Origin of the sequence: Paenibacillus sp. JSM ZJ436, assembly GCF_044383795.1 — a bacterium.
Classification (GTDB): domain Bacteria; phylum Bacillota; class Bacilli; order Paenibacillales; family Paenibacillaceae; genus Paenibacillus_AQ; species Paenibacillus_AQ algicola.
Map to the genome: position 1 here is coordinate 212,031 of NZ_JBISEO010000001.1, position 14,963 is coordinate 226,993.

Here is a 14,963-nt window from a genome sequence, read left to right on the forward strand (position 1 = left end):
ACCTTACCATTTGCAAACCTTATACAAATAAAGTATAATGTTTGTAAATTTACCGTTGGGTTAATTATATTATATCTTATGTTGGGTTTTATTTATATGGAGGGATGATCTTGACTTCAAAACGAAAAGCGATCGTGATCGGCGCAGGTCCTGGTGGACTCGCATCTGCTATGCTTCTGGCCGGAGAGGGCTATGATGTGGCCGTGTATGAGAAGCAGCCGTACATCGGCGGCAGAACATCCCGACTGGAGTTTGAAGGCTATGCATTTGATCGGGGAGCGACCTTCCTGATGATGCCGCAGCTGCTGGAGGAGCTGTTCGAATCTGTCGGACGCTCATTACACCAATATGTTGATTTAGTGGAGCTCGATCCTTTATATCAGCTCCGGTTTGGGGAGACCCGGATGGACGCTACCCGTAATAGAGAAGTCATGAAAGAGCGGATTGAGGAGCTGTTCCCAGGTAACGGCGAAGGCTATGTGCGTTTCATGAAAGAAGAGAAGCTCAAGTTTGATGCCATTGCACCGCTGTTGAAGCGTCCGATATCCAGAATTACGGATTACATACGGACAGATGTTGTAAAAGCATTACCCAAACTGAACGCTTTCGACACGGTGTACGGACGGCTGTCGAAATATTATAACGATGAACGTCTAAAATACGCGTTTACGTTTCAAGCGAAGTATCTCGGAATGTCTCCATGGGAGTGCCCGGGCACCTTTTCCATATTGTCTTATCTGGAGCACGAGTATGGTCTGTTTCACCCGATCGGGGGCGTCAATGCCGTCTGTGAAGCCATGGCTGCCGTTGTTCAGGAATATGGCGGTACGGTCAATACTTCGACAGGCGTGAAGAAAGTATTGTCTCAGCATGGCCGAGCCAACGGTGTATTGCTGGAGAATGGAGAGAAGATCGAAGCCGATCATGTGGTCATCAATGCCGATTTCGCGACCGCGGCAAGCAAACTGTTTGAAGATGGACAACTGAAGAAATACACACCGGAGTACATTTCGTCGAGAAAATACTCCTGTTCGACCTTTATGCTGTACTTGGGCATTGACGGTGCTGTTGATCTCCCCCATCATACGGTCGTGTTCTCCGAGGATTATCCGAAGAATGTTGATGAAATTACCCGCCAGGGCGTACTGTCCGCAGATCCATCCATTTATGTGCATAATCCGAGCGCTCTTGATCCCACACTGGCCCCGGCCGGACAATCTGCACTGTATGTGCTGATGCCCGTTCCTAATCTGGCAGGAGTCAGCAATTGGGAAGATATTCAACAGGAAATTCGCAGCTCTGTCCTATCCAGGCTGGAGCAGGAGCCGGAGCTTGCCGGGCTGTCCTCCCGCATCCGGGCCGAGAAGATGATTACGCCTTTGGATTGGCAGGAGCAATATCATGTGTATCGGGGAGCCACGTTTAACCTGGCTCATTCCCTGGATCAAATGATGCACCGCCGTCCCCACAACCGATTTGAAGAGCTGGAGCACTGCTGGCTTGTTGGCGGCGGCACGCATCCAGGCAGTGGTCTGCCAACCATTTGGGAATCGGCGCGGATTAGTGTCAAGCTATTGATGGAGCAGGATGTTAGGGAAGGCGTCAAGATGGCACCAAGATATTCAGCACAGGAGGTGCCGGTATGGAAGTAGGCATTATTGGATCAGGCATCGGCGGTTTAACGGCAGCGCTGCTGCTGTCCCAACGCGGCGTAGAGGTTACCGTGTATGAGAAGGCAGAGCGACTGGGCGGAAGGCTCGCTTACCAGAGAGATGAGGATGGACATTTCCAGATTGATCAAGGACCGACGATTGTACTGCTGCCCAACATGCTGCTGGACATTTTAGAAGAGGGTGGTATGGATCCAGCGGAGCTGCCATTGATGGAATGTGATCCGCTGTATGCGATTCATTATGCGGACGGCACCGTGTTCAAGAAATACCGGCAGCTGGATCTTCAGCTCCAGGAGCTGGACCGGGTGTTCCCGGGGGAGAAGAACGGGTTTCTGAGATATATGTCTGATATGGAGCAGGCGTTTGAGCAAGGTGTTCATTCGTTCCTGAAGCAACCCTTCTTCCGCAAGGGACAGTTCTACACCTGGAGTAATATGAAGCTGCTGATGAAGATGAAGGCTTACAAAAGTGTACGCCGGCTGGCGGCGGATTATTTTCGGGATGAACGTCTGCAGGACGCCTTCTCGCTTCAGACGCTGTACATTGGAGGAGCGCCCTTCAGCGCCCCTGCGCTGTATACGCTCATTCCCTACGCAGAGCATGCATTCGGTGTTTGGTACCTAAAAGGAGGCTACGCAGGCCTTGTGGACCGGCTGCAGTCCATATTGGAGAGCCGTGGTGTCAGCTTCGTAACCGGGTGTAAAGCGGAACAGCTGCTGATCGAGGGCGGGAGCTGCACCGGCTTTGTTTCGGCAGAGGGAGCGGTATATAGGCATGAGTCCGTCGTCTTTAACGGAGATTTCCCGCATCTTGTGAATCTGCTGCCGGCGGGACAAAGCTCGAAATCTGTCACCCATTCTGTTGAAATATCTGATAAAATACGCAATAAGGAATACGAGCCGTCATCCGGCTGCTTTTTGATTTATCTTGGCTTAAATAAACGCTATGAGCATGCCAATATCCACCAGTTCTTTCTGCCATCCTCTTTAAACCAGGGTCTCAAGCAATTGTTTACGGAGCAGAAGGTTCCTGACGAGCCTTCCTTCTACACGTTTTATCCGACTGCCTTGGATGCTAGTGCCGCACCGAAGGACCAGAGTGTGATGTATATTCTGGTGCCAGTGCCGCCAGCGGGAGAGGTGAACTGGAACGAGCTTAAATATAAGCTCGCAGACAAAATACTGGCTGAAGCGGAGGAACGTGGCTTTGATGGATTGCGGGAATCGGTGCTTTGGATGGATATTCGCACTCCGGATGACGCTGTGAACGACGGCTTGTACCGGGGAGGAAGCTTCGGAATCGCACCGAGCCTGAAGCAGTCTGCTGTCTTCCGGCCGCAGATTGTACCCTTTCCGGAGCTGAGCGGCTTATACAGTGTTGGAGCTTCAATACACCCTGGGGGCGGCATTCCCATCGTAATGCAGGGGGCTAAACTCCTTGCCGATCATCTGACAAAGGAGAGAATCGAATGCATGCCACAAACTGTTTAGTCCAATGTGAAGAAATGATTCGTGAAGGCTCCTCTACCTTTTACAAAGCTTTTGGATACTTGCCTTCACCACGAAAAGAAGCGGTTTATGTCATTTATGCGTTTTGCCGTATGATTGACGATTCGGTCGATGAGCCTGAACGCTCGTTATACAGCATTGATGAGCTGGAGCATCATCTGGATGAGCTGGCCACGGCTGAGGGGCATTTTATCTGGCCGGCGCTTCGCTGGCTGTTTCAGCAGTTTCCGAATTTACAGAAGGCTCCCTTTTACAAGCAGATGGAAGGGCAGCGCCGGGATCTTGTTCAAACGGAATACAACACGATGGAAGAGCTGGAGCATTATTGTTATCTTGTAGCGGGTACCGTCGGTGAAATGCTGCTGCCTGTGCTGCATGAGTCACCCGATGAGAAGGTCGTGGAATCGGGAGTATATCTCGGCAAAGCCATGCAGATTGTGAACATCGTGCGGGATATCGGAGAGGACAAAAGACGTGGACGCCGCTATGTTCCGCTGGATTGGATGCAGGAGTGCAGATACAGTGAGGAATGTTTTCAGGCTGAGGACGTTAATGAAGGACTTAAGCAGCTGATTCTCAAGCTGGAGCAGAAGGCGAAGGAATGGTTCGCGCTTGGCCTGCGGGATTTGGATACGTATCCGACATCCAGCGCATTCAGCGTGGAGCTGGCAGCGCTTTTCTACGGCAGTATTCTCGACGCTGTAAAAAGCAATGAGTATCAGGTATTCAGAAAGCGCGCCTATGTCAGCGGCGTTCAGAAGGCGTCCATGCTGCTTTCCATAATGCGAAGATATAATATGAACAACCATAAAGCCGAAAGCAGTGCAGTCTCATGAAAATGGGTTATTTGTTCTGGGGCTGGTACACCATTGGACTGATCCTCATGCTGACCTATGATGTACCAGATCTCCTTCATTTCTCCAACGGACTTTTTCTTGTTTTCTTCGCCATGTACGCGTTGACACTAGAACGTCAGGAGCTTCGCTCCAAAAATTTGCAAAGACATGCTTCGCTCTCGATCTGGGCTCGAGCTGGCATCGTAGCGGTGTCCACTTATATTCTGGAATGGTTTGGAACCGAAACAGGATATCCATTTGGAACCTATGAGTACACGGACACGCTGAGCATTTTTGGAGAGGCTGTCCCGATTGCGATCGGCTTTGCCTGGATTGGAGTCATGGTCATGTCGGTGCTGATGTCTACAGGCAAGACCCTGCTGACCCGGGCGCTGCAAACCGGCTTCTGGGCCATGCTGCTAGATTTGGTACTGGATCCTGCTGCCTTCGCGAATGAGTTCTGGCTGTGGAGCGGAACTGGCTTTTATGCCGGAATTCCACTGCAGAATTTCATCAGCTGGTTCGGGGCTGCATTCCTGCTGTCCTTTTTATTTCCACTCTATCATGAGGGCCGTGACAGCCGTCCGTCCCGTTCTACCGTTTTCTTATATCAAGGGATGCTGGCGATGTTCGGTCTCTTGTCTCTGAAGGAGGGCCTGGTCGTTCCAGCTCTGATCTCTGTCTTGGGGATCGCAGCCGCGGAGGGGGTGCACCGGTATGCTTCAAGCCCAAAAAAGCAAATGGTTTAATACTCTTTTTCATGCTTATAATAAGCACTATTTGCTTCCCCGGCATTTTGATCAAATTTTGCTTCGGGGAGAGCTGGATCCACCGGATCTCCGCCGGCCTGTCCTTTATGCCATGAATCACAGCTCCTGGTGGGACGGATTGCTGATGTACCATGCGGTCAAGGAGCGCTCAGCTGGTGATCATTTCATCATGATGGATGAGCGGCAGCTCAACAAATTCCGTTTTTTTCAGAAGCTGGGCGCATTCTCGATACATAAGCAATCGATGAAAGGGATTCTGAGATCCCTTCACTATGCCTCTGAGCTGATGGAGCAGGGGAAGAGCGTCTGGATCTTTCCACAGGGCGACATTTATCACAATGATGTCCGGCCGCTGCATTTTCAGCCTGGCATCGGTTACTTGCTCTCACGCTCACCCTCTCCCATTGTGATTCCGGTAACGATGGTGTTCTCGATGACCTATGTACAGAAGCCGGTGGCAACGATGTGGGCAGGCACCCCGATTGAAGAGGATTGGTCTTCTACAAGGCGCAGAGAGTCCTCAGCTTGGCTGGCGGCGCGGCTGGAGCAACAGCTGGACCGTCATAAGGCTTTGGTGGTCGAGGATCAATGTGGTCCCCAAAGCGGCTTTAACCCGATTCTAAAAAAAAGCTCCTCCACGGATGCTTTGTTCGAGGACTTCCAGAGGAGGACACAGTGGTGGAAACGTTTCTTCAAATCCTCTTAATTATACTGATGCTGCAATTTTTGTACGTTTTGTGGAACGGCTGGGGCTGGTTCACTTCCTGCTTAAGCAGCGTCAGCCGCCGGGATGCCAGTGCTGCGCCCGCTGCTCTCATCTCTGTTCTGATTCCTGCCCGTAATGAGGAACGCAACATAGATGATGCCTTGCGATCTGTACTGGCAAGCGATTATCCCCATCTGGAAGTGCTCGTGCTGGATGACCGCTCGGAGGATGGTACAGCAGACGCTGTTCGAAGAATAAGCGGCATGGATTCGCGCGTTAAACTTCTTGAGGGCAAAGAAATGCCAGACGGCTGGAGTGGAAAAGTTCATGCCTGCCATCAGCTATCGGAAGCAGCGGCAGGGGAATGGTGGCTGTTTATGGATGCCGATGCCCGTCTGAAGCCAGGTGCCCTGACATGGGCTATGCAGGTCGCAGAGCGACAGGGAAGAGGAATGATTACAGGATTTCCGTTTCAGGTCGTTGGAACCTGGATGGAAAAACTGATTGTACCGCTGATGACCTTTACAATTTTATGCCATTTGCCCATCCGCTGGATCAAGCGAACCTCGCATCCGCTGCTTGCTGCTGCACATGGCGCCTTTATCTTGGTGGAGCGGGACAGCTATCAGCGGGTCGGCGGTCATCTCGGAATCCGAAATGAGCTGGTCGACGATATGGCCCTCGTCCGCAGCTTCAAGCGAGGCAAGGAGCCGGTTCAGCTTGCGGATATTCATCGACATGTGACCATGAGAATGTATCATACCAGTGCCGAGGTCTGGAGCGGCTACCGCAAAAATATTTTTGAAGGATTGGGCAGAAGCATTCCCTTACTGACAGCCATGAGCTTGTTCTATTTTATTCTGTATGTATTTCCTGTCTTGATGCTGGCTTACAGTCTCATTCTTGCAGGTACAGACTTGGGATCATCAGAGCTTATGATATGGTCCGCCTGCTGCGTACTGACTGGGATTACAGTCAAAATGGCAGCGGATGTGAATCAAGGCCAGCCGGCCTGGCTGTCTATTTTCCAGCCGATCAGTATGCTGCTGGTTATACTTCTGGCACTGGACTCATGCCGAACCGCTTACACCAGCCGGGGCTACCAATGGAAGGGACGTTATTATTCATGAAAAGAACAGCCATTATTGTAGGCGCTGGACTAGGCGGACTCTCCTGCGCAATCAAGCTTGCGTCTTCCGGCTACCAGGTTACGGTTCTGGAGCAGCAGGACCAGGTTGGCGGAAAGCTGCAGCGTGTGCAGGAGAACGGATATTATTTTGACCGTGGTCCCAGTACAATAACGATGCCACAAGCCTTTGAACGGGTGTTTGCGGACAGCGGACGAAAGATGGAGGACTACCTTCAGCTCATTCCGCTGGATCCGCACACCCGTAATTTTTTTGCAGACGGATTGACTGTAGATATGACCTTAGACATTGCGAGCCTGGAGCAGCAGATCGCCAAGTACAGCCCGGAAGACGCTTCCCGGCTGAGAGGATTTCTGTCTGAATCTGCGGCTCTTTATCATCAGGCGGATCGGCATTTTCTAAATACGCTTATGCTGGATACCTCATCGAAGCTGTCGCCTTCCCTGGTCTCAGCCTTCCTTAGAATCCGGCCGCTCACCTCGCTGCAAAAGCTTCTTGCCCGTTACTTCCGTCATCCCAATACGTTAATGATGTTCGGAAGATATGCGACCTATGTCGGGGCATCTCCATATCGGGCGCCAGCGATCTTTGGCATGATGGCCCATCTGGAAGGCATGGGGGTTTATGGAGTCAAGGGCGGAACCTACAGCATTCCACAGGCCTTTCGCAAGGTTGCCGAAGAGCTCGGCGTTGATATCGAGACGGGCGTCAGGGTTCAGCAGCTGATCATCGAGGGTAAACGTGTTACAGGAGTGGAAACGGAAGAGAAGACATACAGGGCGGATGTTGTTGTGATGAATGGAGACGTGCTCAGTGCGTGCCGGGATTTAATTCCAGAACTAAAGCGTCCAGGAATGCGGAATGCGCGGATTGCTTCCTATGAGCCCTCCATTTCCGGTCTTACGGCGCTCATTGGCGTGAGGCGCAAATATGATCATCTGCTGCATCATAATGTGTTTTTTCCAGAGCGGTATGCAGCAGAGTTTGAGCATATTTTTGACCAGAGGAAGCCGCCTCAAGAGCCTACAGCATATATTTGCTATTCTGGCTATACGGAGGCCGGGATGGCCCCGGAAGGAGGCAGTAACCTGTTTCTGCTGCTGAATGCTCCGTACACCTCTCCCGAATGGAGCTGGGAGCAGGATGGCAAGGCATATCAGGCCTCCATACTAACGCGGCTGGACTCGCTGGGCTTGGACGGCATCCAGGAGGCGGAGGTGCTGCGCTGGTATACGCCGGAGGACCTGGAGCGAGATACCAGTGCATTCCGGGGCGCTATTTATGGCATTTCGTCTAATTCAGCGAGACAGACCTTTGCTCGTCCATCCAATCGGCTGAAGGAACTGGATCGTCTCTGGTTTGTAGGAGGAACGACCAACCCGGGTGGAGGGACGCCTCTGGTTACCCTATCGGGGCAGCTTGTCGCACAGGAGATCATCAATCAAGGCTGACTACATGGTTGAAGGAGGAGACATAGATGCAGGGAAGACCACAGGCTAAGGATTATCCGGAATATTATGAGAAATATATTGGGCTCATTCAAGAGCCGCAAATTGTTGAGGTGCTGGCAGCACAGCAGGCTGAAGCTGCAGAGCTGTTCGGTGCACTCAATGAGGATCAGGCTAATGGCTGTTATGAGGAAGGAAAGTGGACCGTTAAAGAGGTGTTTGGTCATATTTTTGATCATGAACGCCTGTTAAGCTATTGGCTGTACCGGTTTGCACGAGGGGATGCCATGCCTTTGACGAGCTCCGATCGGGAAAGCTTCGTGAAGCTGGCAGATTACAAGCATAGAGAGCTTGACTCCATGATCGACGAATATAAAGCTGTTCGTCAGTCCACGATTCAGCTCCTTAAGGGGCTTCCTGAAGAGGCTTGGGAACGCCATGGCTTCGCAGGTGAGGTGCTACTCTCTGTGCGGGCGATGGCATACATTATTGCAGGTCATGAAAAATATCATTTAAAGATCATCCGGGAGCGGTATCTATCCTAGTTCATACCGTGAACTACAGCGATTTATAGAACATCACAAATGAGACTGCAACGGTAAATATACCTCCCAAGCTCATTCACACCTCTCTGACATTGCAGATATTATAAAAGGCGCTCACCGACAATGTCTAGTGAGCGCCTTAGCTATGCTGTAGTTTATTGCGATACTACGGCAATAATTTCGTCTTCCAGCTCCAGGCGTACCTGTTCCCGGTAGGCCCGGATGCTGTACTCGGAGTTGAGGTAGCGCAGAATAGCCTCCATAAGGTTGGCTTCGATCAGATACTGACTGCGATCATGCACCCATACCTCAGCAGTATAGCCGGTGTCTTCGTCCCAGTTGAGTTCTACAGTAACGTCTGTAGGCTTTACGCCTTTACGTTCAGCCTGATGAAGACAAACGGCATTGATAATCTCGTCCATGCTTAAGACCATAATTAGTACCTTCTGTTACGATCGTCTACGTCAGTGTCTACGTTGCGGCGGCGATTCTTAACAGCTCTCACTACAGCCATCACAATCATAATCAAAGCCCATACGGCAATCAGGTTAATCAGAAGTCCCATGATTTCACCCATGAAGCCCATACCAGCGAACATCCCGCCGAAGAGCAGACCTGCCAGGCCACCGATCATAAGACCTTTCATAAGGCTGCCGCCGCTGAAGAAGCCGCGGTTCTGTGTAGCTGCCCCTGTTGTGTTATTCGTGTTGTTCGTCGTGGATTTCTGTACATTATCATCCGCTTTCTTCGGCGTGGACTGGAAGCTTTTCTTACCTGAGCTGAATCCGCCGCCTCTTCTTGCATCTACAGAATCCGGAGCAATGGTTACCAGAAACATGGTAAGCACGACTAAGATCGCGAGTAGTTTTTTCATCGTGTTCTTTCGAACCTCCCAAAAATAAAATTAGTATTCATACTTTAGTATACGGACTAGCTCATGATTCGTTTCAAAAATATTTACTCACGTCCGGCAGCAGCGTAGCTGTGCTCAGTCAGCAGCTTCAGGACCCAATCACACCACTTCAGCTCGGCATCGACCGTCATTAAGGCTTTGGTAGCCAAAATATAACTGCCGAACTCTTTGGAGCCGGGGTGGCACTGTCCTTCCGGAATGCCTGCCAAGAGCTCTTCATAATACCGCTTCTTCTCCGTATAAAGCTCCCGGCGTTCCTGGTAAATCTCAACGGATACGCCAATCTCGCTTAACCAGAGTGAAAAGGTTCGAAGAGACAGCTCATCCTTGGTGACAGAGGGAGCGATCGGCTGATGCATCCATTCCCGGAGTTTGCTTATACCGTCTTCCGTGATGGCATAAATCTTCTTGTCAGGCTTGTCGCTCTGCTGAACCCAGTAGGAGCTAAGCAGGCCTTTCTCTTCCATTCGGGCAAGCAGCGGATAAATCTGACTATGCTTTGCCTGCCAGAAGGGCTGAATTCGAAGCATCAGCTCGTAGCCGGAGGATTCCTTCCGGGCGAGTAAACCAAGCAGGCCGTATGACAACGTATTCATGTTCATGACCCCTTTTGGAACTGTATCAGTGAGCCGAAAGCCAGGTGCTCCCGTCTTCCGGGTCCGTTCATTAAAAGTGTACACCATGACTGTATGGTTTGACAAATAAGTCACAGAAAATACAAAAAAACATGAGCCGCAGTGCGGCTCATGCCAGAGGATGAAAGATACTGATCAGGGTGCGCTGTAGCCTTCAACGACCAGATCAAGAGCGCCTGTTGCCGGATGGATCACCATTCCATGAACTGGGGTGTTTCGTGGCAGCAGCGGATGATTCTTGATCAGACTGACTGTATTCTCAACCGCAGAGGTTACGTTATCGAAGCCGCGCAGCCATTCATCCAGCTTGATTCCGGAATGATCCAGGGTGGAGAGCACTTCATCGGATACGCCGCGCTCTTTCATGGAGCTGACCATTCGTTCGGAATTGAGGGAGGCCATACCGCACTCATGATGTCCAACGACGATAACTTCCTCAACGTTAAGCTCATAAAGTCCTACTAGAATGGAGCGCATCGCGCTGCCAAACGGGTTGGAGACAATGGCGCCTGCCGTCTTGATGATCTTGATGTCGCCATTCTTGAAATTCATAGCTTTGGGAAGCAGTTCAACCAAACGAGTGTCCATACAGGTTACGATCAAGGTTTTCTTGTCGGGAAGCTTGCTCGTTTCGTAAGCTTCATACTGCTTGTCCTGAACAAATTTGCGGTTGTGCTCCATAATACTGCTAAGCTGAGTCGTCATGATACAATTCCTCCTTGATAATAGATAATGTGCTGGGCATGTAACCTACGCCTTCAGGCGGCGGTCCACAAGCTTGACGTTCGTGCTGTAGGTCTGGCCCGTGCTTGACAATCGGAAATGAAGTCCGCTCGAATTCAGGTCCAGCATCAGCGCTTCCTCGAAAAACACCTCATGATTGCGGCTCATGTAAATAGGGTAAGAAGCTTTCGTGTCCAACGCGACGTCATTCTCGCCCGGTTGTTCGATAATTTCCAGCCCCGGAACGGCACTCATCACGCAGCCGCAGCCTTCAGAGTCGTGGATCAGCCTGATGACGCCGGGGGAATTGTGAAGCTTTCCTTTAAGTTTCTGTTCTGCTGCCTCGGTCAGTTGGATCATCATGGCTGTAACACACTCCTTTTGCTATGTAAACACAGATGTGCCTTCTCAAAAGTTGATTATAAACCTGAAGAAAAGTATCATCAAGTAGAAGGTGTAAATCATATTTAAAAGCAGGTGAAGGATAGATGGAAAAACAATGGAGTGAGGAATGGTCACGCTTTGAAGCGTTATTCCGCCAAATTTCCAGTTATAATGAAGCGGTCGGGCTGCTCGCTTGGGATCTGCGCACCGGAGCTCCCAAGAAAGGAGTTGCTTCCCGGTCAGAAACCTTGGGCATGCTCTCTACGGAAGCTTTCAAGCTGTTGACCTCCGCTGAGATGGGAGAGCTGATCCAAGCGCTGTCCGCTCCAAGCGTTCAAGAGCAGCTAAATGAGCTGCAGCGCCGAATGGTTCAGGAAGCGGGCAAGGAGTATGACCGCAACAAGTCTTTGCCAGCAGAACGCTTCAAGGAGTATACAGTACTGGCGGCTCAATCGGAATCGATGTGGGAGGACGCCAAGAAGAATGACGATTTTGTTGGCTTTGAGCCTTACTTGAGCCGCATTGTGGAGTTCAAAAAGGAGTTCATCGGTTATTGGGGTGCGAAGCAGACTCCCTATGATACCCTGCTGGATATGTATGAACCGGATATGACAGTAGCGGAGCTGGATGAGGTGTTTCAGCGTCTGACCGCAAGGCTTGTTCCGCTGGCTCAAACCATCAGAGAACGTGGCAAGCAGCCAGAAACGGCGTTTATGCATCAATTGTTCGATGTAGGTCAGCAGGAAAAGTTCGGCCTGTTTATTCTGGAGCAGATGGGCTACGATTTTGAAGCCGGCCGTCTGGACGAGAGTGTTCACCCGTTTGCCATCGGGCTGAACAACGGTGATGTCCGGATTACAACTCACTATTTACAGGATGAAGTGACGAGCGCGGTATTCAGCTCGCTGCACGAAGGCGGTCACGCTCTCTATGAGCAAAATATTGAAGCTGCGCTGCACGGCACTCCGTTATCCGGCGGCACCTCAATGGGTATTCATGAATCCCAATCCCGGCTGTGGGAGAATATGATTGGCCGCAGCCGCGCTTTCTGGAAGCGGTATTTCCGCGATCTACAGCAGCATTTTCCGCAGCAATTTGGAGATGTCGAGGCAGAAGCCTTCTACCGTGCAGTCAATCGCGTGGAGAATTCGTTCATTCGCATTGAAGCCGACGAGCTGACCTACAATCTTCATATCATTATCCGGTATGAAATCGAGAAGATGCTGTTTAATGAAGGCCTCTCCGTAAAGGAGCTCCCGGAAATCTGGAATGCGAAGTACAAAGAATACCTTGGAATCATGCCGCCTGATGACCGGATGGGTGTTCTGCAGGATGTTCACTGGTCCGGTGGAGATTTCGGATATTTTGCCTCCTACTCGCTTGGAAATATGTATGCAGCACAATTTATGCACACGATGCGTAAGGAAATGCCGGACTTGGATCAGCTTATTGAGGAAGGGAATCTGACGCCCATCAAGGAGTGGCTGACGGACAAGATCCTCCGCTACGGCAAAAGCGAGAAGCCTTCCGAGATTATTGTCCGTGTAACTGGTGAACCGCTGAATCCGGATTATTTGGCCGATTATTTGGAAGCGAAGTATACGGACGTTTATCAGCTTTAATAGAATAGAATTTGATATGGGCTTTACGCCTGACAGCCGAAAGGTGATCAGACGTAAAGCCCTTTTTTTCATGGGCGTCCTAAGACTGTGTTGGTATGGGCCCTCAAGGCCTTTAACCATCCTCACGGCTGCTGCATAAATTAGGGAAAGAAAAGAATCATTCACAGGTGGAGGGGTAGCGATGATAAGAAAAGGCTGGTTCATGACCCTGTCCATCCTGATGGTATGTACCCTAGTACTGTCCGGATGCAGCGGAAAGAGTGAAACGATGAAGGTCAAGATCGGCGAGGTCACGCGTTCGGTGTTCTATGCACCGCAGTATGTCGCGATGGAGAAAGGCTTTTTTGAAGATCAGGGACTGGAGGTAGAGCTGCAAACGACCTTTGGCGGGGACAAAACGATGACTGCACTGTTATCAGGGGGCATTGATGTCGCGCTGGTAGGCTCTGAGACCTCGATCTATGTGTATCAGCAAGGTGCGGAGGATCCGGTCATTAACTTCGGGCAGCTGACACAAACAGACGGGACCTTTTTGATGGCAAGAGAGTCCCCGGGAGCCTTTGAGTGGGATCAATTAAAAGGGAAGGTGTTCCTGGGCCAGCGCAAGGGCGGTATGCCGCAGATGGCGGGGGAGTTTGCATTGCGGGGCAAAGGCATTGATCCCAGGCAGGATCTGGAGCTGATTCAGAATATCGACTTCGCCAATATCGCATCTGCTTACGCTTCGGGAACCGGAGAATATGTGCAGCTGTTTGAGCCGCAGGCATCCATCTTCGAACAGGAGGGCAAAGGAAAGGTCGTCGCCTCCTTCGGGGTAGAGAGCGGCCATCTGCCTTATACCGTGTTTATGACAAAAGAAAGCTATATGAATGAGAATGCTGATACGGTCCAGCGGTTTACAAATGCTTTGTACCAAGCTCAGCAGTGGGTAAACACGCATTCACCGGAAGAGGTGGCGGAGGTCATCATGCCGTTTTTCAAGGATACAGATCCCGGAATTGTCATTTCTTCAGTCAAGCGCTACATGGAGCAGGGCACGTACGCTACGGACCCCATTGTAGATGATCAGGAGTGGAATAATTTGCTGGATGTCATGGAGCAGGCGGGCGAGCTCAAAGAGCGGGTGGCTGCAGAGGAAATCGTCAATAATCGTTTTGCAGAGCAGGCAAAGCGGAGCGGAGAATGAACCAAGACGGCCGCCTGCCGTGGAAGGAGGAATCAGGAATGAAGCCGGCTGTGGAGCTGAAGCAAATTACACATGCTTATGTTAGTGACCGGGAAGCTTCCTTGGCTATTGAGGACATTAATCTCACCGTTTATCCTGGTGAATTTGTCAGTCTCATCGGGCCTAGCGGCTGCGGCAAAACGACCCTTCTGTCGATCATTGCCGGGCTGCTGCAGCCTTCAAAGGGCACAGTAACCGTGAACGGCCATGCGGTAGAGGACACCTCCCCCGAGGTAGGCTATATGCTGCAGCAGGATTATCTGTTCCCTTGGCTTAGCATTCAGAAGAACGCGCTGCTCGGACTGGAGCTGACAGGCGGACTGAATGAGGCTTCGGCTGTGCTGACCGAAGAGCTGCTGAAGGAGATGGACTTGGCGGGCTACGGTAGCTTTTATCCCCAGCAGCTGTCCGGCGGGATGCGTCAGCGTGTGGCCCTGGTCCGCACGCTGGCTGCCGATCCATCCTTGCTGCTTCTGGATGAGCCATTCTCTGCGCTGGATTACCAGACAAAGCTGAAGCTAGAAAACCTCATCGTCAAAACGCTGAAGGAGCGCCGCAAAACGGCTGTGCTGGTCACGCATGACTTGTCGGAGGCCATTGCTATGAGTGATCGGGTGGTGCTGTTAAATCGAAACCCGGGCCAGATTCACTATGTGTTTGACGTCCCTGAGCCTGTGCGCAGCACGGAGCCGTTTCTGGCCCGGAAGGAGCCGGGCTTTAACGAGCTGTTTCATAGCATATGGCACGAAATGGAGAAGATCAGCGGAAAGGAGTGAATGCCGTGGGAGAACCGGGAAAAGGAGCTTTCTCGAACCAGGAGAACGGCG

The 14,963-nt window shown here is 51.2% G+C and carries 16 protein-coding genes; 11 read left to right on the forward strand and 5 right to left on the reverse strand.

Annotated features, from left to right (window positions below):
• Nucleotides 1-110 precede the first annotated feature (110 nt).
• The 8 genes from ACH6EH_RS01115 to ACH6EH_RS01150 are packed head-to-tail and all read left to right on the forward strand — an operon-like array spanning nucleotide 111 to nucleotide 8,634.
• Complete coding sequence (locus ACH6EH_RS01115; RefSeq protein ID WP_397330756.1) at nucleotides 111-1,652, forward strand: phytoene desaturase family protein; 1,542 nt, start codon at nucleotides 111-113, stop codon at nucleotides 1,650-1,652.
• Nucleotides 1,643-3,163 carry a phytoene desaturase family protein gene (locus ACH6EH_RS01120; protein ID WP_397330757.1) on the forward strand — a complete coding sequence of 507 codons (1,521 nt, stop codon included), beginning with the start codon at nucleotides 1,643-1,645 and terminating at the stop codon, nucleotides 3,161-3,163. The genes ACH6EH_RS01115 and ACH6EH_RS01120 overlap by 10 nt, the downstream gene beginning before the upstream one ends.
• Nucleotides 3,142-4,017 carry a phytoene/squalene synthase family protein gene (locus tag ACH6EH_RS01125; RefSeq protein WP_397330758.1) on the forward strand — a complete coding sequence of 292 codons (876 nt, stop codon included), beginning with the start codon at nucleotides 3,142-3,144 and terminating at the stop codon, nucleotides 4,015-4,017. Before ACH6EH_RS01120 ends, ACH6EH_RS01125 begins: the two co-directional genes overlap by 22 nt.
• Entirely contained in the window at nucleotides 4,014-4,766 is a 753-nt protein-coding gene (locus ACH6EH_RS01130; protein WP_397330759.1) for a carotenoid biosynthesis protein, read from the forward strand. Before ACH6EH_RS01125 ends, ACH6EH_RS01130 begins: the two co-directional genes overlap by 4 nt.
• Nucleotides 4,735-5,493, forward strand: coding sequence for a lysophospholipid acyltransferase family protein (locus ACH6EH_RS01135; protein WP_397330760.1), 759 nt, complete (start codon nucleotides 4,735-4,737; stop codon nucleotides 5,491-5,493). Before ACH6EH_RS01130 ends, ACH6EH_RS01135 begins: the two co-directional genes overlap by 32 nt.
• Nucleotides 5,466-6,623: a glycosyltransferase gene (locus tag ACH6EH_RS01140; protein ID WP_397330761.1), complete on the forward strand. Its 1,158-nt coding sequence runs from the start codon at nucleotides 5,466-5,468 to the stop codon at nucleotides 6,621-6,623. The genes ACH6EH_RS01135 and ACH6EH_RS01140 overlap by 28 nt, the downstream gene beginning before the upstream one ends.
• Nucleotides 6,620-8,092, forward strand: coding sequence for a phytoene desaturase family protein (locus ACH6EH_RS01145; RefSeq protein WP_397330762.1), 1,473 nt, complete (start codon nucleotides 6,620-6,622; stop codon nucleotides 8,090-8,092). The genes ACH6EH_RS01140 and ACH6EH_RS01145 overlap by 4 nt, the downstream gene beginning before the upstream one ends.
• A 26-nt stretch (nucleotides 8,093-8,118) precedes the next feature.
• Nucleotides 8,119-8,634, forward strand: coding sequence for a DinB family protein (locus ACH6EH_RS01150; protein ID WP_397330763.1), 516 nt, complete (start codon nucleotides 8,119-8,121; stop codon nucleotides 8,632-8,634).
• Between the two features lie 155 nt (nucleotides 8,635-8,789).
• Here the strand turns inward: ACH6EH_RS01150 and ACH6EH_RS01155 are convergent, their stop codons facing one another.
• The 5 genes from ACH6EH_RS01155 to ACH6EH_RS01175 form a co-directional block, all read right to left on the reverse strand.
• Nucleotides 8,790-9,068 carry a YxcD family protein gene (locus ACH6EH_RS01155; RefSeq protein WP_397330764.1) on the reverse strand — a complete coding sequence of 93 codons (279 nt, stop codon included), beginning with the start codon at nucleotides 9,066-9,068 and terminating at the stop codon, nucleotides 8,790-8,792.
• A 2-nt stretch (nucleotides 9,069-9,070) separates the two neighbouring features.
• Nucleotides 9,071-9,508: a hypothetical protein gene (locus ACH6EH_RS01160; RefSeq protein WP_138225660.1), complete on the reverse strand. Its 438-nt coding sequence runs from the start codon at nucleotides 9,506-9,508 to the stop codon at nucleotides 9,071-9,073.
• Nucleotides 9,509-9,591: 83 nt separating this feature from the next.
• Nucleotides 9,592-10,143 carry a PadR family transcriptional regulator gene (locus ACH6EH_RS01165; RefSeq protein ID WP_397330765.1) on the reverse strand — a complete coding sequence of 184 codons (552 nt, stop codon included), beginning with the start codon at nucleotides 10,141-10,143 and terminating at the stop codon, nucleotides 9,592-9,594.
• Between the two features lie 174 nt (nucleotides 10,144-10,317).
• Entirely contained in the window at nucleotides 10,318-10,887 is a 570-nt protein-coding gene (locus ACH6EH_RS01170) for a beta-class carbonic anhydrase (RefSeq protein WP_208202804.1), read from the reverse strand.
• Nucleotides 10,888-10,932: 45 nt separating this feature from the next.
• The gene (locus tag ACH6EH_RS01175; RefSeq protein WP_397330766.1) at nucleotides 10,933-11,268 is read right to left on the reverse strand and encodes an iron-sulfur cluster biosynthesis family protein; all 336 of its coding nucleotides are present in this window, start codon (nucleotides 11,266-11,268) and stop codon (nucleotides 10,933-10,935) included.
• 125 nt (nucleotides 11,269-11,393) lie between these two features.
• On the opposite strand from ACH6EH_RS01175, the gene ACH6EH_RS01180 reads away from it, so the two are divergent.
• The 3 genes from ACH6EH_RS01180 (at nucleotide 11,394) to ACH6EH_RS01190 (ending at nucleotide 14,912) form a co-directional block, all read left to right on the forward strand.
• On the forward strand, nucleotides 11,394-12,911 hold the full coding sequence (locus ACH6EH_RS01180) for a carboxypeptidase M32 (RefSeq protein ID WP_397330767.1): 1,518 nt from the start codon (nucleotides 11,394-11,396) through the stop codon (nucleotides 12,909-12,911).
• A 181-nt stretch (nucleotides 12,912-13,092) separates the two neighbouring features.
• Nucleotides 13,093-14,097 carry an ABC transporter substrate-binding protein gene (locus tag ACH6EH_RS01185; protein WP_397330768.1) on the forward strand — a complete coding sequence of 335 codons (1,005 nt, stop codon included), beginning with the start codon at nucleotides 13,093-13,095 and terminating at the stop codon, nucleotides 14,095-14,097.
• A 38-nt stretch (nucleotides 14,098-14,135) separates the two neighbouring features.
• A complete protein-coding gene (locus ACH6EH_RS01190; RefSeq protein ID WP_397330769.1) occupies nucleotides 14,136-14,912 on the forward strand; it encodes an ABC transporter ATP-binding protein in 777 nt (258 codons plus the stop codon).
• Nucleotides 14,913-14,963 lie beyond the last annotated feature (51 nt).

Excerpts from the sequence above, each read along its gene's own strand:
- ACH6EH_RS01165 (WP_397330765.1), bottom strand. The coding sequence starts at position 10,143 with ATGAATACGTTGTCATACGGCCTGCTTGGTTTACTCGCCCGGAAGGAA.
- ACH6EH_RS01190 (WP_397330769.1), top strand. The coding sequence starts at position 14,136 with ATGAAGCCGGCTGTGGAGCTGAAGCAAATTACACATGCTTATGTTAGT.
- ACH6EH_RS01160 (WP_138225660.1), bottom strand. The coding sequence starts at position 9,508 with ATGAAAAAACTACTCGCGATCTTAGTCGTGCTTACCATGTTTCTGGTA.
- ACH6EH_RS01150 (WP_397330763.1), top strand. The coding sequence starts at position 8,119 with ATGCAGGGAAGACCACAGGCTAAGGATTATCCGGAATATTATGAGAAA.
- ACH6EH_RS01135 (WP_397330760.1), top strand. The coding sequence starts at position 4,735 with ATGCTTCAAGCCCAAAAAAGCAAATGGTTTAATACTCTTTTTCATGCT.
- ACH6EH_RS01120 (WP_397330757.1), top strand. The coding sequence starts at position 1,643 with ATGGAAGTAGGCATTATTGGATCAGGCATCGGCGGTTTAACGGCAGCG.
- ACH6EH_RS01185 (WP_397330768.1), top strand. The coding sequence starts at position 13,093 with ATGATAAGAAAAGGCTGGTTCATGACCCTGTCCATCCTGATGGTATGT.
- ACH6EH_RS01155 (WP_397330764.1), bottom strand. The coding sequence starts at position 9,068 with ATGGTCTTAAGCATGGACGAGATTATCAATGCCGTTTGTCTTCATCAG.
- ACH6EH_RS01145 (WP_397330762.1), top strand. The coding sequence starts at position 6,620 with ATGAAAAGAACAGCCATTATTGTAGGCGCTGGACTAGGCGGACTCTCC.
- ACH6EH_RS01130 (WP_397330759.1), top strand. The coding sequence starts at position 4,014 with ATGAAAATGGGTTATTTGTTCTGGGGCTGGTACACCATTGGACTGATC.
- ACH6EH_RS01125 (WP_397330758.1), top strand. The coding sequence starts at position 3,142 with ATGCATGCCACAAACTGTTTAGTCCAATGTGAAGAAATGATTCGTGAA.
- ACH6EH_RS01175 (WP_397330766.1), bottom strand. The coding sequence starts at position 11,268 with ATGATGATCCAACTGACCGAGGCAGCAGAACAGAAACTTAAAGGAAAG.
- ACH6EH_RS01180 (WP_397330767.1), top strand. The coding sequence starts at position 11,394 with ATGGAAAAACAATGGAGTGAGGAATGGTCACGCTTTGAAGCGTTATTC.
- ACH6EH_RS01170 (WP_208202804.1), bottom strand. The coding sequence starts at position 10,887 with ATGACGACTCAGCTTAGCAGTATTATGGAGCACAACCGCAAATTTGTT.